Source organism: Empedobacter falsenii (assembly GCF_013488205.1).
GTDB lineage: Bacteria > Bacteroidota > Bacteroidia > Flavobacteriales > Weeksellaceae > Empedobacter > Empedobacter falsenii_C.
In genome coordinates this window covers 1,505,116-1,529,361 of record NZ_CP040908.1, presented here as the reverse complement: position 1 = coordinate 1,529,361, position 24,246 = coordinate 1,505,116, and the positions used below count along the sequence as shown (strand labels likewise).

The 24,246-nt window shown below is 30.4% G+C and carries 20 protein-coding genes; 7 read left to right on the top strand and 13 right to left on the bottom strand.

Annotation, left to right across the window (positions count from 1 at the left end):
- Positions 1–51 precede the first annotated feature (51 nt).
- The 3 genes from FH779_RS07130 to FH779_RS07120 form a co-directional block, all read right to left on the bottom strand.
- Positions 52–807, bottom strand: a complete 756-nt coding sequence (locus FH779_RS07130) for an SDR family oxidoreductase (RefSeq protein ID WP_180906558.1) — start codon at positions 805–807, stop codon at positions 52–54.
- Positions 808–891: 84 nt separating this feature from the next.
- Complete coding sequence (locus FH779_RS07125) at positions 892–1,269, bottom strand: helix-turn-helix domain-containing protein (RefSeq protein ID WP_180906557.1); 378 nt, start codon at positions 1,267–1,269, stop codon at positions 892–894.
- 222 nt (positions 1,270–1,491) lie between these two features.
- Positions 1,492–1,713 carry a helix-turn-helix domain-containing protein gene (locus tag FH779_RS07120; RefSeq protein WP_180906556.1) on the bottom strand — a complete coding sequence of 74 codons (222 nt, stop codon included), beginning with the start codon at positions 1,711–1,713 and terminating at the stop codon, positions 1,492–1,494.
- A 1,692-nt stretch (positions 1,714–3,405) separates the two neighbouring features.
- Here FH779_RS07120 and FH779_RS07115 point away from each other — a divergent pair.
- The 4 genes from FH779_RS07115 to FH779_RS07100 all read left to right on the top strand — a co-directional run bounded on the left by FH779_RS07115 (position 3,406) and on the right by FH779_RS07100 (position 10,776).
- Entirely contained in the window at positions 3,406–3,681 is a 276-nt protein-coding gene (locus FH779_RS07115) for a hypothetical protein (RefSeq protein ID WP_180906555.1), read from the top strand.
- Between the two features lie 116 nt (positions 3,682–3,797).
- Positions 3,798–6,788, top strand: a complete 2,991-nt coding sequence (locus FH779_RS07110) for a SusC/RagA family TonB-linked outer membrane protein (protein ID WP_244958041.1) — start codon at positions 3,798–3,800, stop codon at positions 6,786–6,788.
- A 10-nt stretch (positions 6,789–6,798) separates the two neighbouring features.
- A complete protein-coding gene (locus tag FH779_RS07105) occupies positions 6,799–8,187 on the top strand; it encodes a RagB/SusD family nutrient uptake outer membrane protein (protein WP_180906554.1) in 1,389 nt (462 codons plus the stop codon).
- Between the two features lie 63 nt (positions 8,188–8,250).
- Complete coding sequence (locus tag FH779_RS07100) at positions 8,251–10,776, top strand: S9 family peptidase (RefSeq protein ID WP_180906553.1); 2,526 nt, start codon at positions 8,251–8,253, stop codon at positions 10,774–10,776.
- 48 nt (positions 10,777–10,824) lie between these two features.
- Here FH779_RS07100 and FH779_RS07095 read toward each other — a convergent pair whose 3' ends face one another.
- From FH779_RS07095 to FH779_RS07085, 3 genes are all read right to left on the bottom strand, one after another.
- Complete coding sequence (locus FH779_RS07095) at positions 10,825–11,109, bottom strand: DUF6520 family protein (protein ID WP_180906552.1); 285 nt, start codon at positions 11,107–11,109, stop codon at positions 10,825–10,827.
- 72 nt (positions 11,110–11,181) lie between these two features.
- A complete protein-coding gene (locus tag FH779_RS07090; RefSeq protein WP_180906551.1) occupies positions 11,182–12,627 on the bottom strand; it encodes a MauE/DoxX family redox-associated membrane protein in 1,446 nt (481 codons plus the stop codon).
- Positions 12,628–12,655: 28 nt separating this feature from the next.
- The gene (locus FH779_RS07085; RefSeq protein ID WP_180906550.1) at positions 12,656–12,889 is read right to left on the bottom strand and encodes a hypothetical protein; all 234 of its coding nucleotides are present in this window, start codon (positions 12,887–12,889) and stop codon (positions 12,656–12,658) included.
- Positions 12,890–13,245: 356 nt separating this feature from the next.
- Here FH779_RS07085 and FH779_RS07080 point away from each other — a divergent pair, with 356 nt between their 5' ends.
- A complete protein-coding gene (locus FH779_RS07080; protein ID WP_180906549.1) occupies positions 13,246–14,883 on the top strand; it encodes a helix-turn-helix domain-containing protein in 1,638 nt (545 codons plus the stop codon).
- Between the two features lie 26 nt (positions 14,884–14,909).
- Here the strand turns inward: FH779_RS07080 and FH779_RS07075 are convergent, their stop codons facing one another.
- The 7 genes from FH779_RS07075 to FH779_RS07045 form a co-directional block, all read right to left on the bottom strand.
- Complete coding sequence (locus tag FH779_RS07075; protein WP_180906548.1) at positions 14,910–16,286, bottom strand: DNA topoisomerase; 1,377 nt, start codon at positions 16,284–16,286, stop codon at positions 14,910–14,912.
- 16 nt (positions 16,287–16,302) lie between these two features.
- Complete coding sequence (locus tag FH779_RS07070) at positions 16,303–17,736, bottom strand: DUF3945 domain-containing protein (protein WP_180906547.1); 1,434 nt, start codon at positions 17,734–17,736, stop codon at positions 16,303–16,305.
- Between the two features lie 82 nt (positions 17,737–17,818).
- Positions 17,819–18,127 carry a helix-turn-helix domain-containing protein gene (locus FH779_RS07065; RefSeq protein WP_180906546.1) on the bottom strand — a complete coding sequence of 103 codons (309 nt, stop codon included), beginning with the start codon at positions 18,125–18,127 and terminating at the stop codon, positions 17,819–17,821.
- Positions 18,128–18,331: 204 nt separating this feature from the next.
- Positions 18,332–19,156 (bottom strand): RteC domain-containing protein, encoded by an 825-nt coding sequence (locus FH779_RS07060; RefSeq protein ID WP_260442852.1) that lies wholly within the window; start codon positions 19,154–19,156, stop codon positions 18,332–18,334.
- Between the two features lie 292 nt (positions 19,157–19,448).
- Positions 19,449–20,201, bottom strand: a complete 753-nt coding sequence (locus FH779_RS07055; protein WP_180906545.1) for a hypothetical protein — start codon at positions 20,199–20,201, stop codon at positions 19,449–19,451.
- A gap of 13 nt (positions 20,202–20,214) precedes the next feature.
- Positions 20,215–21,051 (bottom strand): hypothetical protein, encoded by an 837-nt coding sequence (locus tag FH779_RS07050; RefSeq protein ID WP_180906544.1) that lies wholly within the window; start codon positions 21,049–21,051, stop codon positions 20,215–20,217.
- Between the two features lie 6 nt (positions 21,052–21,057).
- Entirely contained in the window at positions 21,058–21,837 is a 780-nt protein-coding gene (locus FH779_RS07045) for a hypothetical protein (RefSeq protein WP_180906543.1), read from the bottom strand.
- A 634-nt stretch (positions 21,838–22,471) separates the two neighbouring features.
- Between FH779_RS07045 and FH779_RS07040 the strand changes: the two genes are divergently transcribed.
- Together FH779_RS07040 and FH779_RS07035 are read left to right on the top strand one after the other, a co-directional pair.
- Positions 22,472–23,617 carry an NAD(P)/FAD-dependent oxidoreductase gene (locus FH779_RS07040; RefSeq protein ID WP_180906542.1) on the top strand — a complete coding sequence of 382 codons (1,146 nt, stop codon included), beginning with the start codon at positions 22,472–22,474 and terminating at the stop codon, positions 23,615–23,617.
- Between the two features lie 167 nt (positions 23,618–23,784).
- Complete coding sequence (locus FH779_RS07035; RefSeq protein WP_180906541.1) at positions 23,785–24,171, top strand: DoxX family protein; 387 nt, start codon at positions 23,785–23,787, stop codon at positions 24,169–24,171.
- Positions 24,172–24,246: the final 75 nt, after the last annotated feature.

The following is a 24,246-nucleotide window of genomic DNA, read 5'->3' as shown; positions in this document are numbered from 1 at the left end:
TTTAAATAAAAATGGACGATTTAAAAAACTTAAATCGTCCGTTGTTCATAGTTATCTTGTGGTATAACCTCCGTTTGCAAAAATCGTCTGACCTGTAATCCACCAACCATCAGTTACCAAAAATTCAACTAAAGGTGCGATGTCTTTGATGTCTGTAAGTCCCCCCAAATCAGAAGCTTGTTTGTGATAAGCTACTGCATCATCGCTTTCTTGTCCATAGAAAAACGGAGTGTCCATTGGTCCGGGTGCAACTGCTGTTACCGAAATTCCTCTTGAACCAAATTCTTTGGAAGCAGCTCTGGTAAAATGTTCTACTGGTGCTTTAGCTCCTGCATAAGTTGAATAATATCCTGTAAATGCAGCCAATAACGAAGTTACAATTGTGTTAATTTTTCCGTTATCGTTCAGTTTTTTTCCTGCTTCCTGAATAAAGAAATAAGCAACTTTTGCATTAATATCACTCATACTGTCATATTCTGCTTCGGTTGTGTCTGCAAAAGGTTTTTTCAGTACTTTTCCAACTGTATTTATAGCAATATCAATTCCTCCGAATTTTTCGATTGTTGCATCAAAAAGTTTGGTGATGTTTTTTACATCCGTCAAATCAGCCTGAAATAAAAACGCTTCTCCACCTGTATTCTGAATATCAGCTAATGTTTTTTCTGCTTCTGCTTTTGTACTATCACTATTATAATGAATAGCAACTTTTGCTCCTTTAGCCGCAAAATCACGACTTAATAAACCTCCTAAATTTTTTGCACCTCCTGCAATTAGAACTACTTTTCCGTTTAAATCATTTCTTGCCATTTTGTTTGATTTTAAATGTTTTACGATTAAAAAACAAAGTTGACAATTTATAAAATCTAAATTATGGTGAACTTTTCGGAAGTTTTATTTTTTATTTTCCTTTCGGAATTGTCCTGGGGTTTTTCCGACAAATTTTTTAAAGAATTTTGAAAAATTAGACGGGTCATACGTCAAAATTCTCGCTATTTCAGATATGGATTTATCTGATTGAGAAAGCATTTTTTTGGCTTCATCAATAATTTTCAAATCATAAAAATGACAGGGATGATTTCCTGTTTCTTTTTGAACAGTATCTGTCAAATGCTTATGAGAAATGAATAATTCACTGGATATTTGGTTGATTTCCATAAATTTATCAATTTTTCCCGAAACCACATCTGCAATGTGTTTGTCCAAAAACTGAAAATAGTTTTCGGTAATTTCTTTGCTTCGGATTAATATGTTTTGTTCGGTATTTTTCATTCACTTTCATTCAAAAAATATTGTAAAGATGCGATATCCCAAAAAACTATTTATGGTGAACTTTTCGGTTTTTCTTTTAGGGACAAGTTTCGGTCGGATTGCTGATAACATAATTTTTTACGAAACTACTATAGCATTTGTTTCGTAAAAAATCAGCTATATCCGCATTTCGTATAAATAGAAAAGAGCTTTTTACCTTTTCTATTACTTTTTTAAGAAGTACTAATCTATTAATTCTTTAAGACTAATATCTAAAGCGTCACAGATTTTTAATAGAGTAGAAAATAAAAAATCTTCTTTACCATTTTCTATATCGCTGATTTTTGATCTATCAAATTTTGGAATTTTTTCAGCTACTTGTTTTTGAGTTAGTCCCTTTTCTTTTCTTTTTTTCTTTATTTTTTCACCGATTAGCTTGTAATAAGTTGTATAATTTTCTTTCATTGTAAAAAAATAATTGTGGTTTTATTGCCACATTAAAAAATATTGTTATATTTGTATAAGCGAATTGATAATTAGACTTTTAATAGTCATTATTAAACGATGTAATCTCGAACCGAAATGACCAATTTTACCTCGAGAGTATCGTGGAATCGCTCCATGTCTCAAAAGTTTTGTACTTTCGCATACGGCATGGGCGGTTTTCACATATGCTTTAGGGGTAACTTTTAAACTTTCGAGTTTTTAAGCTGGGTTTGGTCGCCCACGGTACTAAAGTGTGAAGCCGCCTTGCTTTTTTTGCAAGTATTTCTTCATACACGAGCAACATCGTTCCATAAAAACCAAAACACATGAGAACGAAACAATTTCCATTCATCCGTAAAAAACCGCCAGACAAAGTCTGTTAGTTTTTCCCATTCTTTTAAAGAACAATACTCCGTATTTATAACATTTTTAAAACACGGATCGTAAAGCAAAGGGGTACCCTTTCTTTACACGCTCTCTATCAGAGCCTCGGTAATGAGACTTTGACGGCATTCGTTTTATCTTTTTTAATCGCACACTAAATGTAAAACGTTTAATATCATTTTCCAAATTTATTGGGGTTCTGCTACCTTTTTGTTTGTTGTATTATGTAAAATGTACTATGTATTTGAAAAAGGATCATAAAAATGTCATATGATTTGTAGGCGAGTGTCAAAAAGTTGAAAGTCATGTTTAAAATGTTTTACTGTTTGCGTAGCAAATGATTTAAAATATTGAATGACTGAAACTAATTTTGACCGTCGAAAATCAAAGACAAGAGTTTTTTCGTTAGTTTTTTTGACGAAAAAAAGTGACATTAAATAAAGTGACATTTCGATACTATTTTCTTTTTCTATGAAACGAAAATCACTCAATGTGACAGCAAGAAAGAATAAAACGTTAAGCGTAGAACGCAAAACTTAATAAAAAACCCTTTCCCAAAACAAAGTTGGCGCGATGTACTGGAAAAAGAGTGGTTTTTAAAACTAATGTTGAATTAAAAAACTATTGTGAAATTATGAAAGAGTAAACAGATTCACACTCTATCCCCCGAAGACAACCTAAGAAGAAAGTAAATGATCTTCATAAAGTAATTAGTGTTAATTTTTATTTCATTTATTAATGTATTTTTTAAAACTTGTCTATATCGGGGGATTTATAAAGGATGCGATTCTGAGACAAGCTCAGAATGACAAAATCCATTTTTAAAAATGACAACGAATTTGAATTAGAAAAAAGGATTAGAAAAATGTCATATGATTTGGAGGCGAGTGTCAAAAAGTTGAAGTAAATGGTTAAAATGTTTTACTGTTTGCGTAGCAAATGATTTAAAACATTGAATGGCTGAAACTTATTTTGACCGTCGAAAATCAAAGACAAGTCTTTTTTCGTTAGTTTTTTTGACTGTTCCCCGAAGGGCATATGAATACCAATAATTAAAATAGATGTTCAATGAATAAAAAAAGTGACAAAAGATTTCTCGATACCTCGAAATGACATATGGGATGCGATTCTGAGACAAGCCCAGAATGACAAAATTTGTTATTAAAAAGTGAATTTGAATATTGAAAAAGGATGAAAAACCGGCATTAAAACTCTCAAGTTAAGAAAATGGTTGAGTGGAGCGTTAAAAAGGTTTTAGCCCGTAGGGTTTGTAAAACGTTTAGTGGAATGAGAACATTTTTAGTAAAGAGGTTTACGGCCTTGACTTTTTGGTTACTTTTTAGTCAAGTAAAAAGTAACATTAAAGAAATGGAATACCTAAGCCATACTATGGCTTCTCCTTTTAATTTCAAATGTTTTTTGCGCTCAAAAAATGAAAAAGAAGAGATTCTTCGACAGGCTCAGAATGACAAAATCCGTAAAACGTTAAGTGTAAAACTTAATAAAACCTATGTTTCTATTGTGGTTAAAGATAGAATTGATAAAAAACACGTAAAACGTTAAGCGTATCACGTAAAACGTAAAAAAACCCCTTTCCCAAAAACAAAGTTGGCGCGATGTACTGGAAAAGGAGTGGCTTTTAAAACTAATGTTGAATTTTAAAAAACTTATGTAAAATTATGAAAATATTTTACTTTAAACTCAATAGGCATACAATAAGTGTGCTATTGGGATTGGTTTGTGCTACACCCCTATTTGCACAAACAGGAAAAACCGTGACTGGAACGGTGAAAGATCATAACCATTTGCTCTCTGGCGTGGTAGTAACAGAAGAAGGTACACAGAATAGTGTGCAAACTGATGCGAATGGATACTATTCGCTAATCTTAGAGCATGATGATGCAAAGCTAATTTTCGAGCAATTGGACTTCCCTATTCGTGAAGAAGAGGTATTGAATAGAAGCGTGATAAATGTGAGTTTCATAAAAGAAGATGACGGGATTCAGCTAAAAGACGTGGTGATAAATGCGGGATACTATGCTGTAAAGGACAAAGAACGTACGGGGTCTATTGCTCGTGTAACGGCTAAGGAAATAGAGAATCAACCCGTGAATTCTGTTTTAGATGCTTTGCAAGGTCGTGTTCCTGGTTTAGAGATTACATCAACTTCTGGAACTCCTGGAGGCGGTTATACCATTCGGATAAGAGGCCAAAATAGTATTGCTGCGGGGAATAACCCTCTATTTATAGTAGATGGTGTTCCATTTGATACCAATTCGATGGGAGATACTTCAACCTCAGCACAAATCTTTTATGGGTCAACTATAAATCCTTTAAATTATATCGATCCACAATCTATAGAATCTATCGAAGTTTTGAAAGATGCAGATGCTACTGCTATTTATGGATCTCGGGGAGCCAATGGTGTACTATTGATTACCACTAAGAAAGGAAAAGCGACTAAAACAAGTATTTCTATAGATGCTTCTACCACAGTTATTAACCCTACTAAGTTTCCTAAACTACTTAATACAGAACAATATCTAGAAATAAGGAAAAAAGCCTTTGCAAACGATGGTATAACGACGTATCCTACTATAGCCTACGACATAAATGGAACATGGGATCAGACCAGATATACGGATTGGCAAAAACTACTTATTGGGAATACAGCTTTCAATCACAACATTCGTACGTCTATAAATGGTGGAAATGAGCAAACTAATTTTATGATAGGTGCCAATGTAATGAAAGAGTCTTCTGTTTTCTATGGGAATTATGCGTACAATAAATTCAGCTTTTTTTCGACACTAAACCATAAAACAGCGAATAACAAACTAAAATTGCAATGGACAACTAATTATGGACAGGATAAAAACTATTTACCTGTACAAGATTTGACAAGGATTGCAAGAACACTTGTTCCAAATGCTCCGCGGTTGTTTAATGAAGATGGTAGCTTAAATTGGGAAAACAATACTTGGACAAATCCACTTGCGGCACTCAATGCTAGTTACCGCAATAATACACGTAATCTAAATACAAATCTAAATACAAGTTATCTGTTGATGGATAATATTGTTTTACGATCTAATGTAGGGTACAATCGATCAGATTTAGATGATAGTCAACTTAATCCACATACCATTCGCAATCCTTCTTTTGGTGCTACAAGTCAACAATCTAACATGACTAAAAATTCTGGTCAACATGAAGGGTGGTTAATAGAACCCCAATTGGATGCTAATTTTAATTTAACTGCTTCGAGTAAACTAAGTGTATTAATTGGTGGGACTTTGAATAGCCAAACAACAACTAAGTTGGTGATTATGGCAAGTGGTTTTACAGACAACCAGTTAATGAATGTATTAAGCGCTGCTAAAAATGTGACAATATACAAGGATACTGAAGAGCAATATAAATATGCTGCTCTGTATGGAAGAGTAAATTATAATCTACACGAAAAATACTTTTTCAACCTAACAGGACGAAGAGATGGATCGAGCCGATTTGGTCCTAATCATCGGTTTGCAAATTTTGGTGCAGTTGGTGCCGCTTGGCTTTTTTCGAAAGAAAGTTTTCTACGTGAAGTATCATGGTTAAGTTTTGGGAAATTACGAGGAAGCTATGGGGTAACAGGCAATGATCAGATTGGAGATTATCAATACCTAAACACCTATAACATCAGTCAAAATGGATATGATGGGAATATACTATTGACAACAGCACGCTTGTATAATCCTGATTTTTCGTGGGAGAAAAATAAAAAGTTGGAATTTGCTTTAGAAACAGCTTTCCTAAAAAATAGAATTAACCTAACGCTAAATTATTATCAAAACCGATCAAATAACCAATTGGTTGGCTATAGTTTACCCGCTATAACAGGTTTTACCTCTATACAAGCAAATTTGAATGCTGTTGTAGAAAATAAAGGTTGGGAAATGGATTTGCAAGTTGTTCCTATAAAATCTGCTAAATTTAACTGGTCAACTTCTTTTAATCTTACTATTCCTAAAAATAGATTAGTGGCATTTGATGGTTTAGAAAACACCTCCTATGCAAATATGTATGTGATTGGAAAATCATTGAACAGCAAGAAAATGTATCATCTGCAAAGGATAAATCCAACAACTGGTTTGTATGAGTTTACAGATTATAATGGTGATGGAAAGATAACCGCAATAGAAGATAAACAACAAGTTGTTTCATTAGATCCTTCTTTTTATGGAGGGTTCTCCAATTCTGTTTCTTATGAAAACTTTAATATCGAGCTCTTTTTTCAATTTGTCAAGAAAAAAGGATTTAATGAATTCTATGGGACTACTATGCCGGGCACAATGAATAATCAGCCTGCTTCTGTATTAAATCAGTTTCCAAATGGGGTAATTCAGAATTATTCAAGTGGCTCTAATTCCGCAGCGACAGTTGCTTATTCTAACTTTAATAACAGTGATGCAATGGTAACCGATACGTCTTTTATTCGATTGAAAAACGTGTCATTGTCTTATAAACTTCCTCTAAGTAAAAATCAGTCCAATCAATATGTGATTTATGTGCAAGGTCAGAACGTATGGACATTGAGTAAGTATAAATACGGTGATCCAGAGCAAACAACTGGTTTTCTTCCTCCTTTGAGAAGAATTTCAATAGGATTTAAAGCTAATTTTTAATCACACAATTATGAAAAAATATCAAAACATAGTAAGCTATTCTTTATTCGTTTTCCTAATAGGAAATACGATAATAAGTTGTGAGAATTTTGTGGAATTGGATTCTCCAAAAGGACAATTGAACCAAAAAGATGTATTTGAAAATAACCAAACAGCACAAGCCGCCGTTAGCACTTTATATGCATTATTACGTGATAATAGCTTAATAGCTGGGAATTTCTCTAGTGCTGGTTTTTACATGGGAATTTATTCAGACGAATTAGACAACTATACTACTGCTAACAGCGTGACGGATTTATTTTACAAACATCAAATTATCCCTACAAATAGTGGTGTGAAAGAGGTTTGGACAAGTTCCTATAAAGTAATATACGAATGCAATGCGGTAATAGAAGGAGTTGAAAAATCAAAAGGATTGACTTATGAGCAAAAGAAACAATACAAAGCTGAGGCACTATTTATCCGCTCGTTAACTTATTTCTATTTAACCAATTTATTTGGAGATATTCCATTTATTACGACAACAGATTATACGATTAATCAGAAGAGTTCAAAAACAAATCATCAAAATATACTTCTTAAAATCGAAGAAGATCTTATTGAATCTAAACAACAATTAGGTGAGCTTACATCGGTTACAAGTAACCTTAGGGCGAACAAATATAATGTTACAGCATTATTAGCACGTCTATACATCTACCAAGAGAAATGGGAAAAAGCTGAAAGCGAATCAACTGAATTGATCAATTCTGGAAAATTCCAGTTAGAGAGTGATTTGAATAAAGAGTTTTTGAAAGAAAGTAGTTCTACACTATTTCAATTAAAAGCTAAAGTAGAAGGTGGAAATTCTAATGAAGGTGGTATTTACATTTTTGAAGCTGGTCCTCCTCCTAATGCATCTTTATCCCCTCACCTATTTGAATCTTTTGAGCCAACTGATTTGAGAAAACAACAATGGACAAAACAAATTACTACTAATGGGAAAAATTGGGTAATGCCCTTCAAATACAAAGAGAAGTATGCGACAACAACAAGTAAAGAATATACCATAGTTTTTAGACTTGCTGAACAGATTTTAATTCGAGCTGAAGCACGATTGAGATTAGGCAACTTGAATGGATCAAAAGAGGATATAAATAGTATTCGAAAAAGAGCTGGATTAACGCCTATCACAACTTCATCTTCTCAAGATATTTTTGAAGCTATTGTAACGGAACGTCAACATGAATTATTTACAGAACATGGCCATCGTTGGTTTGATTTGAAACGATGGAAATTGGCAGATCAAGTCTTAAGTCCGATAAAAGCAAATTGGAAAGCAACTGATGTATTATTACCAATTCCGGAAGCTGAACTCTTAATTAATCCAAATTTGTTACCACAAAACCAAGGCTATTAAGAAGTTGTAGTATACAATACAACATCATAAAAGCCATTCATACAAACATCGCAATTAGTACCAATGGAAAAAATAAGTAAAATAATATTCCTCATCCTGTTGGGATTTATTCTCTCGACCTACAACGTCTTTGGTCAAGAGATAAATAAGAAAAAATATACACATGATTTAGACAGTATATGGTCTACTAATACAACAATTCGTAATATAAGTGCTAACGGAAATTGGATTGAAACCTCTGAATCATTTTTAGGTAAGAATATCATTCGATTATTTCATCCTTCAACCTCAAATGTAATAGAAAGAGAAAATACAAAAAAGAGTTTATTTTCTAATAACGAACATTTTGCAATACTTTTAAGTGAAAACAAACTTGAAATAATCAATTTAAGAAATTCGAAAAGCGTTCTTGTGTTGAATAAACCAATTCGAAAAGTAGAATTTGACGCAACAAATCAACAGCTTGCCTATTTAACAACTGATGATGTTTTGATGTTATTCGATACCAAAACAGAAAATTACGTTACAAAGCATAATGTTTCCAGCTTTAGTTGGAGCCCTACTTCATCTACCTTGGCAATTCTTTCTAAGGATGGAAAAACAGTCAGTTTTTATACCTCAAAATTAGAGGCTATTGATCAGCTATCAAGTGACACAGGTACATACATTTTTAATGATCGATCTCCTCTAAATAATTGGAGTAAAAATGGACAGTATTTTTCATTTCTTGAAAAAGAAAATGAAAAGAGAAAAATAGTTCGTTATGCATTCCAAACAAAAAGGGTGAATTTGATCAATGTAGAAAATTGGTTGAAAATAAATCCTTCTTATCATTTTATGGATGAATCTATTCGTGTATTAGCGGATGGAAAGTATATTGAATTTCAACTAAATGAAAAAAGTACCGAAGATTCTTTAAAAGGAATTGAGAAGTGGTCTACCAACGATACGTGGGATTATCTTAAAGATAAAAGAATAAAAATACAGGATGCGTATAAACGATTAATTTGGTCTGTAGGTGAGCACAATACTGTTATGGAAATAAAAGGAAAACAATTTTCTCTTGATAATCATGTCCCTTTTGCTTTGACATTTGATAGAAAACAGTATGAACCACAATATAGATATTTTGAGATTGCAGATGTTTATTTAAATGATTATCAATCAAAAAAATCATATAAAATAATTGATAGTCTCTATACCAATCCTAATTTTATTTCTGTTTCACCAAATGGGGAGTACATTGCTTATTTTAAAATGAACCATTGGAATTTGTATGATGTAAAAAAGCAAACGTATAAGAAACTAACAACAGTTCTTTCTCAAGATTTTTATGATAGAACTAAAGCAGATACTGACAAACCACCTTTTGATCAGCCCTATTGGTCAGAGGATGGTAAATCTATTCTACTAACCTCAACCTATGATTTGTGGCAATTTAGTATAGATAAAAATGAAGTAAAGCAAATCACCTTTGGAGAACAAAAAGAAGAGTATAATCGTTTGGCATCTATTAATTTAACGAACTCATCAAATCGTAGTATTGACATGAATAAACCACTGATTATTAAACTCCATAAAGATGATCAGTCACATGGAATAGCGATTTTAAAAAAGGGAAAAGTGATACATTCTTTTAGTACGGATGCCGAAATCAATCAAATTTACAGTGATAGCAACAAAAATAAATTGTATTATAGAAAAGCAAAATACAATGAATCACCTTCAATTCATGAACTTTCCACTAATCATACAACGCGTCTTGTTTACCAAAGTAACTCTAAGATAAGTGAATACGACTTAGGTTTTTCTAAAAATATAAACTATACATCTATAAATGGAAACGTGATGAATGGGGCTCTTTTATACCCTTCTCAGTACGATTCAACCAAAACATATCCTATGGTTGTATACATCTACGAAAATATATCGAAAAAAGTAAATGATTTTGTTATTCCTACATTATACTCCAAAGATGGATTTAATATTCTTAATTACATTACAAAAGGGTACTTTGTTTTGTTACCTGATATAGAATATAAAATTGGTAACCCAGGTAGTTCTGCTTTGGTAAGTGTAGAAAATGCAGTAAAAAAAGCAGTTGAACTGTCGACAATTGATCAAAAAAGAATTGGTTTAATAGGACATTCATTTGGTGGATATGAAACAGCCTTTATTGCTACACAGTCAAAATTGTTTAGAACCGCTATTGCTGGGGCTGCTGTGACTGATTTAGTTAGTTTTTACCATGATATTAGTGTTTCATTTTCCACTAATCAATTGTGGAGATTAGAAAGTTTTCAGTTCCGTATGGGAGATAGTTTCTATAATTTAAAAGATCAATATTACAAAAACTCGCCTCTGTATCATGTCGAAAAACTAAAAATACCTTTATTACTTTGGACAGGAAAAAAAGACACCAATATTAATGCTAATCAAAGTACTTATTTATTTATGGCTATGAATCGATTAAGAAAAGAAGGAGAAATGTTATTGTTTGATGATGAAGAACATACTTTAACAAAAAAACAAAATCAAGTTTTTCTATCGAACTCAATTTTAAATTGGTTTGATACGTATTTAAAATAAAAGAACGGAGCATAATGCTCCGTTCCTATTTAAATTAAACTTAAATATTTATTGACGATATAAAGGAATCGTACAAGATGTTTCTGATGAATCTCTCAATTCAAAAACATCTTGTTCATTTCCAATTTCACCAATAGTACATGGTATGCTCCCCGTTAAATTACAATCTACCTTTACTTCATCACAATGATTCGTTGCAGAATTGTAAATATATCCTGTCATAGCTTCTTCTTCACTATTTTGAGAAGTTTTACTTTCAGTGGCAAATGCAAAAGCAACAGCCATCATTCCTACCCCAATAGGTAGCGCTTTTTTTAGAAAATTTGTTTTCATCTTGTATAATTTTAATGTGGTGACTTACTCTTTTGTACAGGTTTTCAGTCTTCCCCTGCGTTGCGCAACGATTTATTTTCTTTTGTTATAGATATAAAGTTCATGATCTACAATTGCAAATATTTTGTTTTTGTAAATGGTAAAATTTCTTAGTTGCTTTTTGGGTGAATGGTAGAGGTAAAAGCTATGGGTATAGGTTTTATTCACCAAATCATATTGATCTATGACACTTGTACCTTCTATTTTTTGTTCGAAATTGCCTAGTCGATCAGTCGATATATAGAGTTGGTTACCATAAATAGAGGCTAATTTGTTTACAAGTAAGGTTTGTGGACCTAGCTTATATTGCTTTGTTTTTTTATAATAGCCTACATCGATCTGAACTTTAGAAATAGTATCAATGGTATTTCCTGTTTTCATTTCAGATAATTCAGCATCAAATTCGAGGTACTGATTTTTGTAGTAATAGACGTAGATAAACTTTTTTAATTGGGAATTCCATAGTAATGTACCATCTGACTCAAATGTACCGTCAAGTTTTTTTTCTAGACTGTTATAGTTAAGTTGAAGTTGATGCTCTGATAACAATCCCAATACATTAGCTTTTACTTTTGTACTATAAGTTGCTATTCCAAACTTAGAAGAATCTGCTACCACAAATTGATTATAATATACATCTCCTTTAGAAATGGTCTTTGCTTTCCAATCATCAATTTTACCTCGAAATAAAATACCAACCGAACCGTCTCCTAAATAAAAATAAGATGTTTGTACTTCAGTAATCACTCTTTTATAAGGCAGGTTATATTGATCAATTTCTAGTTTTATATCCTTTATTTGATTAGCCAGATAATCATACCTTTTAAGAAATAAAGGTGTTTCTGTATTGGCTAAATAGAGATAACAACTATCAATACCTGCTATATAATATCCTGTGGATTCTAAATTGAGAGTAGTTTGTTTTTCTGCTAAATGCGGAATGTATTTACGCGTAAACGCATTGTTATACTGAGATTTCTTTTCTGATAAACCATATAAAATGGTTACACTAACAATTCCAATTAAAATAAGAAAGAATTGTTGAATGATATAGCGTTTCCATATTTGAGAATTGTTTGCTATTCTAATGCCAATTAAAGCTAATCCTACAAAGACACCATTAAAAAACAAATGTTCCGTCCATCCCATCTTTTCTAAAACTCCACCACAAGAACAAGGTGTAAATGCCGTGAAATGTAGAATAATCACAATATAGGTGGTAAACATCACCATCAATAAAAGCGAAAGTTGTAAGGCTAGTTTTCTAAATCGGTCAAACATCAAAAGAAGTGCAACCACCAGTTCTATTATTATAACTCCATACGAAATAGGAATCGCATAACTGGCTAATAAGGGCGATTGTCCTAATTGCGTTTGAAAAGTTTCAAAATCAATCAGTTTGCTTACTGCAGCATAGACAAATAAAACAATAAAAAGGTAGCAGATGAGTGATTGGATAAAAGGAAAATATCTTCTCATCTTGATGTGTTTTTGGGTTTAAAGAATACTACTCCCCTCCTTCTTCAGTACGTTTGATATATGGATCTTTTTCCTTTGGAGGATCAGCTTCATTTACTTCTGTTTCTGAATAAATTGATATACTATCATTTGTTGAAATCGTATCTCTTCTCTGTAAAAGCAAAGTATTTATAGATTCAATTTGTTGTTCCTCTTCTTCAATACAGTTATAGAATAAACAGCTAACAACTACTATAATTAAAAAATAGATTTTTGTTTTCATATGATAAGTTTTAATGTTTGGAGTTTTAAAATTATGTCTTGTAGAAGAGAATTAATGCAAACAAGTACTACAAATACATAAATGGAATAACGGATTTATAAATCCGTTGTTTTTGTAAAATAATTAACTGAATTACAGTATTTTGTAAAATGAATTTTTTTATTTATTTTAAAAAAATTGAATAAAAAATATACTTTTGATAATGACGAATTTATAAATACTTCATTTTGAGCATTTGTTTTACAAAATTTCTTTGTGTAAAAAAGCTATTTTCCGTTATACTCTATTTGTTTAATTTACTAATTTGAAGTATCTTACCAATTATTCTGCTACTGTTTTCATTAAATTTTAAGCTTATGAAAACATATCTACAACTAATAATAGGATTAATATTGTTCAGTTTAAGCATAGAAAATGTTTTCGCAACTGATATTTTGAGTGCTCAAACCAATGAATATCTTGTTCAAAAAATTGATTCCTTTCAATATGATAAAAATAATCCCCAGGTATGGAAGTATCTCAATGCGTATATCTTAAAAGCTAAAATTAGAAAGGATAACGAGACGTTATTTTATGGCTATAAAGAAGGTATTTTTTATTCAAATGATTATTCTAATAAGCTAAAATATGCAGATAGTACGATTGTTACTGCTCAGAAAACACAAAATAATGATTTTGTTATTCAAAGCTACCTTTCGAAGGGATTAATTCATTTTCAATTCAAAAAATTTCAACCAGCTTTAGAAAATTATTTAATTGCTGAAAGGAAATTAAATAACAAATCCTCCGAATATATCTCATATAAAGTAATTTTCAATCTTGCTTTAATAAAATTTCATTTAAAACAATTCAGTGAATCGGATGTATTGTTTCAAAAATGCACCTCCTATTTTGAGAAGAATAGTTCCGATGAAAATCATCATGCTTATTTTTTGAATTCAATTTATTACAGAACTCAAGTTCTTCAATTTCAACAAAAATATAAATTAGCAAGTCAACTTAATCGACAAGGCTTGAGATTGAGTCAACAAAAAGAAAATACATATTTCATTCATTACTTTTGGATTTCTACAGCAATTGATTACTATTTCAATAAAAATTATGAAAAAGCAATCTACATATTAACTAAAGAAATTCATTATGTAAATAAACAAGAGGATTTTTATACATTAAGCAAAGCATATTTCTATCTTGGAAAATCATATGAGAAATTAAATCAATTTGAAAAATCCATTGAATATTTTGAAAAAATAGATCAACTTTTTAATCAATATGAATTTTTGGACAGTGAAGTTCGCCCTGCATATAAGGGTTTAATAGATAATTCTGCAAATAAAAATGATTTTCAAAATGAGCTTTATTATATCAATCAATTGCTTAAATTAGATAGTCTTACTCAACGAAATATCGTAAAAATAACTCCAATAATTCAAAAAGAATATGATGAAAAAGAATTATTGAAATTAAAGAAAAATGTAGAATACAAACTTCTTTTATATCCAGTTTTAAATGGAGTAATGATTTTAGTAAGTTCAATTATGGCTTTTTGGATTTATAAACGCCTTATTAAGAAAACTTCTATAAAGAAAAAGATATCTGTTCCGCAACCAATAATAGATATTCCACCAGAAGTTGTACTGGATATTACAAGACAATTAGACGAATTTGAAGCCAATCAACTTTTTCTAGAACCTACTTTAACATTAGCACAATTATGCAGATCATTCAAAACTAATTCGGCTTATCTATCAAGGATTATTAATTCACAAAAAGGAACAAATTTTTCAAATTATATCAATCAACTTAAAGTGAATTATATTCTGAACCTTCTTAATAATTCAAAGAAATTTCATCAACATTCTCTTAGAGATTTGGCTGAATTAGGAGGATTTTCTTCTGCTAGGCATTTTTCTGATGCTTTTTTTCAAGTAACTTCGTTACGTCCTTATGAATACATTAAACAATTGAAAAATCAATTGAACAACAATAATTAGAATTATAGTAGGAATTAAAATAATTGTTATTTCTTCTGTTCTATTACAAAAGAACTTTCACCTTGTTTGTTGAGTTTGATTATTGCATTAAACTTTTTACCTGATTTGAGTTGAAATCCTTTTATTAAGGTTGTAGCTCCATTATTGATTAAGTTTTCGGTATCTTTTATTGAAAGTTGCACACCGCAAATATTTCTATATTGCATCCAATTACATACTGGTTCTGTACATTTAATCATATTATCATCGATTGCCAATTGAGCTTTTTTACATTTAGGACAGATCAATATTGATAATAAGTTAGATTGTTCAATTTGAATAGGTAAATTATGATGATAAACTGAACCAAATAATTTTAATCCTTTTTCTGTAGGTATTAAGAATCTATTCTCTAATCTAACATAATTATTGATCACTAATTCTTCAATAACTTTTTCGTTTTGCTCATCTTTTCCTAAAGCTTTCATCTCTAATAATAAACTTATGAAATCTAATAATTTTGGAGGTTTTGTTTTCTTTTCGTTTATCGAAAACTGTTTTATTTTTAGTTCATCTCCCAATTTTAATGAGGGTAATTCTGGTAAAATAATTAAATCTCTAGAAAAGTTTCCCTGTATTGATCGCCAGCCACTACCTACAATTCTACAATATTCGGCCTTGAATTCATAGTGTAATATTTCCAAGTTAACTATTACAATTTCTTTTATAGATTCTTGAGATACTGCTTCCAAAAATCGAAATACAATCATATTATAAATGATTTTTTCTTTTACAGATAATGCAGATGGTATTTTATCTGTAATTAATATTCCATGCTGATCTTTTGCCTTTTCATCATTTACAATCCTTTTATTTAGGCTACCTTTCCTAAGTTCATTTGTAATATTTTTATAGTTTTCTCTTTCATTTAAAGCATGGATGAGTTTTGGAACAATAGTCCAAAATTGATTGTTAATAAACGCACTCTCTGTTTGAGGATTTGTAATAAATTGGTTTTCGTAAAGTTTCTCGGTAATTCTTGACGTTTCCTCAAAAGATATATTATATTTTGAATATACTTCATATTGTAAATCAATACGATTAAATAATAAAGGTGGTTCTTCTATACAATTTCCTATCTTAATATCAATCACTTCAGCTTTTCCTATTCGATGGATTGTTTTTAATACAGGTTTTATTTGCTTTTCATCTTCAAGGTTTAATTGGCTTTTAAATTCAATAAAAGATTTGGTATGCAACAACTCTAACACATAAATATTTTTTTCTTTACAATTAACCTGTTCCAAGTATCGTTGACAAATAAGCGTCAAAGCTGAAATGAAAACTTCTCTCTCTACTCTAACGCTATTTACAGAGTTAATTTCATCTTTTACAATAGTTTGATTTTTCAACTCTTTTTTCATAATAAATTTCTTTATATTATACTTTTCGACTCTTCGATTTAGTAGTCTTTGGAAGGCTTTCTGTAAAATTTTTTGCCTGTTTCTCTTTAGGCGATTGTTGTTTAGATTCCAAAGGTTTATTAATTTGTTTTGTTGATTCATTCGTTTTTCCTTCAGAATTTACAGCAACTTGCGTTTTATGTTCTTCATTTGGTTGTGCAGCCTCTTTTAATTGATTTGGAAATATAAATTGAGTTTTTCCTAATTCTTTGTTGAAAGAAATGTAGCCTTGATAAGTCTGTCCTTTTTTATCTATTAAACCATCTATAAAGACTGTTTTTCCATCTTTAAGTTCATTATATTGTTGTTCTGAAAGTTCTTTATTTCTAAAAATTTTAGGCGCTTCAAAATTCTTAAATTCTTCTCGATTTGATTTTATATTTTGTACCTTATTAATCTTATTATCAAATTGAAACTCTACATAGCGCTTATCTGCATTAAATTGAACATTTGCTGAAAATTCTGTTCCTTTAATAGAAGTCATACCTTCTAAATACAACGATTTCCCTTCTTTTAAGGTTTGTTTTTGTTCTTCATTTAATAGAACTCCTTTTATTTCATCTGGAATTTTAATGAATTCAGTTTTTAAGGCAATCAATTCATTTGTTAATTGATCTACACTGATAATGGAAGGAATTTTCTCTCCTGTTTTGGTGTTCGTTAAATCGACAACTCTTCCCATATTTCCAGTACTCAAAAGGTTTTTCTTATCTTCATCTGTAAATTGATGTCCAAAAAATTCATAGTTTAAATTGGGTTCTTTTCGGATACCATGTAAAGCGGGTACAACTTTATCATCTACTTGTTGTAACGACAATCTAACATCTGTTCTGAGTATTGCTGAACCAAAATTGATGCTGATTGGGATAAGCTGATTGGTTTTATATCCTTTCAATAATGGATCTAATTGATTTAATTTTTCTAATCGTTCTTGACTTAATCCTAAATTTTTCATTGTATCCCAATCAATTTGGACTGGATCAAAACGATAGTCTGTTTTTTCTGTTTCCATTTTATCTTCGTTTTTTGATTTTTTTTGTTGATGTGTGTCTGGGTTAATTTTATATTGTTCGAGACTTTGCTCATTTTCAGGTTGTGGAGATTTATAGTGATTTTGAATCTCTTTTGCCTTATCAACTGCTAATGAATCTGGTACTTTGAAAAAAAGGAAATTAGTTGGATCCTTTAGTTGGCTATAAAAGTTTGAAAAGAAGTTCGATAAAAAATTACCATGTTTATCAATTCTTAGAAATTGATTTTCATTCTTTTTCGTTGGATCTACAGTTTCCATTTCTCCTTTCTCATTAAGACTTTTTACTGCTTGAATTTTCATTTTATCCTTATCCAAAACCAATAGGATATCTGAGATTTGTGCTGATTGCTCTACGTTTTCTGTTGAATTATCACTCATTTTATCTGATTTTTAAATTTATAATCGAAAATAAAAGATTGATAAAAACAAGTTTTGATCTGACAGCTATTGGTAATGATTGTCATTCATTGGCTTTTCTTTTTGAAGCAGAAGAATTAAAACTATTTCGAATAAATGCATGTACATCTGATAATTTGTAATATAATTTTCCACTGATGGTATAATAAGGAAGCCGCCCATCTGAGCGATATCGCTGTAAGGAACGATTACTAATCTTCAACATTTGTAAAACGTCCTGATTATCCAATAATTCTTCGCCATCTACTGAAGTTTTATTTTTGTGAAAATCATTCATATTTTCTCCCAATAAATCAAGACGATTCATTAGACGTTCCATCCACGCTAAAAATTCCATTCGGTCAATATTCATATCAAAAAACTTTAAGATTAATAAATTTTGATACAAAAATTCAATATAATAAAAGCTTTGAAAGCCAAGTAATGCCAATTGGCAAGAGAGTTTATTTTAGATAGAAGAGCAAAATATGCTGATTGATAGTAGAAAACTTTATTTAAATTGAGTTATAAATCAATTATTAAAAGGTTTACCAATTGGCATAAATGGGTATTGAATTTATATTTCTCTATCCATGTATTCTTCTAATGAGAGTTTGAGATAATCTAAGAAAATAGTACGCGAACCGCTTCTTGATTTCATGCGATGAAAGGAATGGTGAACATCACCCACTGGAATTTTAAATAAAATTTGAAAAACTAGACTTAATTTTCTAATTCCAATTTTACCATGAGAAATTGCTCCAGATGCATAAAGAGCATAAATTAATTCAATCAGTGCGTTTTTACTATCTGTCCAGGATAAATCTTTTTGCGAATTTTCAGATTTTAATATTCCATTTTCGGAATCTTCGTCTGGATTGATTTTGGTTATGAGGTAAGAATATAAGAGTTCGGAGGAAATAATTCTTGCAATTTTATAATCGTAAAAGGTTGAGAATTCAGGATCAATTTCAAATACTACGCTATTGAGCCCTTCATGAAAATTAATATTTCCTCTCTTAAAATAGGTTTCATCTCGATCTTTTCTACCTGAACGATAGTACCTGTAAAAATCAGAGCTACATATATGTTCCATAAATTCGCGTTTGAGATTTACCAATTGCTTAGAAAAAAAATTGTAATACATTTTACCTTCTTGAAAAGGACAGTTCGTTTCAATTCGATAAATTTTATTGTAATAAATTAATTTACCCAGAATTTGAGGTTTAATTTTCTTGAAAAAGTATATTTCTTCTTCTTGATTGTTAAATCCTTTTTTTGATGAAGTGCTCCTAACTTCATACAATAAATTCTGTAAAAACGTAATCATTTGATATAAAGCATCAATTATATTTCTAGTTAATAAATCTACTTTTTTTTCTTCATTCTGTATTTGTTCCAATACTTTAAAGTAAAAATTTATGTTCCATAAAAACAATACTTTAGTGTTAAGTATACAATTTATATCATGTTTATCAGTAAACTATTATTGTTATAATTAATACTTTTTAGTATTTTATAAGAAATATTTATGGTCTTTTTAAAGAATCAACATGGTTTGGATTAATCTTATTAGCTAAATTTATTTATTATATTAAGATTGATGCATATTTATATAAAAAACACTTCTAAAAAATCTAGAAGTGTTTAAAATAATAGCTGAATAAAAATAAAATTTCATTAAATATTTTAAATTATGGCTTTTCTAAAACTAAAATAACCGAAGAAGTCTTCGCCATTTCGTCATTTAGATTAGTAGTAGTGATAATAGGCTTTCCTATATTTAAAGTTGTACCTGTTGGTATATTTCTTTCAGCACATGCAAATTTTATTGTATGCTCACCAAGTGCCATATTTAAAAGTGTCGCATTCAAATTTAATGTTCTATAGTTACCTGCACCCGAATTTACAGTACCTAACCGAACAAAATCTAATTTATCATCTAAATATATGCCACAAGCAAAACTACTATTCTGATTACTTGTTTGTACCAATGTTTGCACAGAAACCGTCACCAAATTAACTGATTTTACAATTTTAATTTTCTGATTTAAATCCGAAAGTTCTTTCCAATCTGAAGGGAAATTCATTGCTTGTCCTTTTGTATAGGCTACAGCAAACTCAGTTGCCTTACCTTGTCCAGGAAAACTTACTCCATTAAAGGTTGAATTTACAAATGATCCTGTTAAAACCATTCCTTCTAAAAATCCTTCAGGTAAGTCAAAATTCTTCCAGAAATTATTATTTAATGCATTTCCTGAAATTAAATCGCCTTGTTTACCAGCTGTTCCAATTTTTGCATCTGTTCCGTTGAATCTGATTTCTTTGGAAACATTTGTCGTACCATTTATATCCAACGTGGTATGAGGTTTCTCAGTTCCTATTCCTACCTGAGAAAATAAATTTGGACTGATTGCGACTAAACAGATAAATATCTTATTTTTCATAATGGGTTAATTGTTAGTTATAAACAGGTTCATTATTATTAGGATCTGGTATTTCCAATACTTCTACTCTTAAAGTTGACTGCGCCATAAAATCGTTAATATTTGAACGAACGGCTTTTCCAACTCCAAAAGTACTTGTTGTAGTATTTGTGAATCCACCTATAGAGGCTCTTCTTCTACAAGCAACTTTTGCCGTATATTCCTTTTTAGGAAGATTCTCAGCTGAACCAAGTAAAGTAAATGTATAAAAAGGTCCTACAGAAGCAGTCGGTTGATTTAATGTAAATGTCCTTACTCCTTTTAATTGATCGTCCACAAATACCCCGCACGCAAAATCAACACCTTGATTTGTTGCTGATGAATTGATATGAACCACCGTTTCAAAAACCAACCCGATTTTATTCACAGAATTGTTTACTTTAAATGTTTTTGTTAATCCATCAATTACTCCACTACTATTCGCAGAATTTCCTAAAAAATTAGACAAAGTCATATTTTTTGTATACTGTGTTCTACTCTCTGTACTATTATAATTAAATATCAAACCAACATCTGTACTAGATGCCTCATAGTTTATAAGATAATATGTTTCAGGTTTAAATTCAGGTCGTCTCAAAACTTTCCACGCCGGAGATTGGTTCGTTCCTTGAGATACTAAAACCGATCCTACTTCTCCTAATTTTCCAATAGTAGTTTCATCTCCTCCTAAATAGATTTTACTTCTAATCCCTAAATCTCCCTGAACATCTAAAGTCGTTCTTGGTGTATTGGTATTGACACCTACTTGAGCAAATAAAGAAGAACTAATAAATACTAAATTTATTAGTAGTATTGAATTGAATATTTTCATACTTAATTATCTTGTAACTTTTACTAATTCATTAACATCAAATTTCAATACAGATTGTAACATAAAATTATTTGTTACAGTTGAGGCATTCAATGCGCGTCCTATTACTAAATCTACGTTAGTACCTGTTGTAGAAATTCTTCTACAACCTACTTTCAATGTATGTTCACCAGTAGTTACATCATTTACCGTATAATTTAATGTATAAATAGACTGATTGCTGGCTCCTTTATCAGGAATTCCGTCAATTTGGTCCGCTCTTAATGCAACCAAAACATTATCAATAAAAATACCACACATAAATTTTATGTTTTGATTTGCAGAAGTCCCAGTGTTTCCTGATTCAACTCCTGTTTGAAACATAATATTAATTTTGTTTTTTGGATCGCTTACAGTAAATTTTGCACTTAAATCAGTTGACAACTCTTTCCACTTAGATGATGTTGTGACTAATAGTTCTCCTAAAGAACTTGTCAAGATACCATCGTTACTATTGATATCAAATAACAACCCATTCTCACTTGTGTTAATAAAGCTACTTGTGGTTCTATATTCTCCATCTTCATAAAATCCAACTTTGGCATTTTTCCATAATGGAGCACCCCCATCCCCTTGAGAAACAAGAATATCATTGTAATTCCCGGTATTACCATCGGTAGTTTTAGATCCTCCTACCTTAAGTTCTTTTCTAAGCATCATATTTCCATTAACATCAAGAGATGACTGTGGTACCGTTGTACCAATTCCTATTTGAGCAGAAACAAATTTGGAGAGAAATAAAAGCAAAGAAAAAGCTTTTGTTTTTTTCATATTTAAATTTTAATTGGTTGATAAATACCTTAATAAAAGGTTTTCAAAAGTAAAAATGTATATTTATACATAAAATGATAACCATCATATTAGAATATATTTAACATTTTAATGAATACAAAAACATATAGTTGGGCAATAATATATATACTTTTTGCGCATTTATTAAATATTGAGTTATAATTACTCTATTTGAGAAATATGAAGATTTTTTTATATTTAACTATAAATCAACACTTAAACTTTACTTAGTGTTTATATAATCTTATTATAATTAAATATCACTTTAATAAACTTATACTCTATTCAAGATTGTAATTTATCCAAAATCTGTTAATTGATACATTATATCAAAAAGATTTACAAAACTAGAACTTGGTATTTACAATATTTATAACTACATACACAATCATATAGTGAAATAATGGATAATACATTTTAATATCAATAATTTATGTTATATAACTTTCCAATTCAAATATAATAATTATTTTCTATCATTAAAGAAATTTTTAAACTTAATATTACTCTCTATTCGAATAAACAATTGATAACTAAAATTATTGGCTCGGTTTTAGTGTGTGTTTTTTAAACCACACAACTAAATAATATGGATTTACATTCTGGATTACCTTTTTGGATTGTTAAAAACGAATTTTTCGACTTATATCATCCTCTTCGCAAAAATTATAAAATAGATGTTGCCATCATAGGATCTGGAATTACAGGGGCTTTAGTTGCGCACGAATTATGTGAAGCAGGTATAGAATGCGCTCTTATCGATAAACGAACAATTTCTACAGGAAGTTCTGTAGCAAGTACTGCTCAATTGCAATACGAAATTGATACCCCATTAAGTAAATTAATAAATATTGTTCCCGAAAAAATTGCTATTGATGCTTATTTCAATTGCTTGGAATCTATTACAGATATAGAAAATATATTCAAAAAAACTAATATTGATGCTGATTTTACACGTGTTCCTACAGTTTTATTAGCGAGTAATCAGCAAGGTGTAAAATTGTTAGACGAAGAATATGCAATAAGAACAGAAGTCGGTTTGCCTGTGAAGTATTTAGATGCTAAGCAATTGAAAACTTACCAAAATATTGATGGAATTGCTGCATTGCAAAATGATACTTCTGCCCAGATGGATGCTTATAAAGGCGCTATCAATTTATTAAAGTATCATCAAGAAAAACATCAATTACAGATTTTTACCCATACAAAAGTGGAAAAAATAGACGAAAATAAGAACAATTGCGAACTATTGACGGAGCATGGACATACTATTTCTTGCAAGTATGTAATTGTTGCAACTGGTTTTGAAGCTGGTCAATTTCTACCTAAAAAAGTAATGAATTTATTATCTACTTACGCGATTTGTTCGGCTCCCATTGATGAAAAAATGGTTTGGCCAAATCGTAGCTTAATATGGGAGACAGCAGAACCTTATCTTTATATGCGAACAACAAAAGATAATCGATTGATAGTTGGTGGTGAAGATGAAGATTTTCAAAATCCTGATAAAAGAGATGATTTACTTCGAACAAAAATCAAAACTCTTGAACGTAAATTTAGTCGATTATATCCAGAAATTGAATTCAATACCGAAATGGCTTGGTGCGGAACTTTTAGCTCCACAAATGATGGTTTACCTTATATGGGACCATGGAAAAAAGGTGATCGAACATTATTTGCATTAGGTTATGGAGGAAATGGAATTACATTTTCGATGGTTATAGCTCAAGTTTAAAAAAATATCATTCTTAACCAAAAAGATAGTCGCTTAGAAACCTTTGGTTTTGATCGACCAACTAAATAATAAAAAAATAAATTTCTATTCATATTTTATAACTACAATCATAAAATCGGAAAGAATATTTGATTTAATTGGATGGCAAATATTAAATAAATATAATTATGAAAAAGAAAACAAAACAAAATATAGCTCGTTATACCCTAGGTGCTTTTTTAGTGGTAGCAGGTATTACTCATTTAACAATTGCGAGAAAAGAGTTCAAAGCTCAAGTTCCTAACTGGGTACCCTTAGAGAAAGATGATACTGTTGTATATTCGGGAGTTGTAGAAATAGCACTTGGTAGTTCAATTATATTAGTATCGGAAAAAAAGAAAGAACTTGTAGGTAAAGTTACTGCGGGATTTTTTGCTGCTGTATTCCCTGGAAATTGGGCACAATATAAAAATCATAGAAATGGATTTGGTCTAAATACGGATCAAAAGCGTTTAGCAAGATTATTTTTACAACCATTACTTATGCTTTGGGCAATCAAATCAACTCAAAAATAACCATCACTCAATAGAGATCAATATATGAATACATCAATATTTTAGAAAATATTAATATGTAGATGATGTATTTGA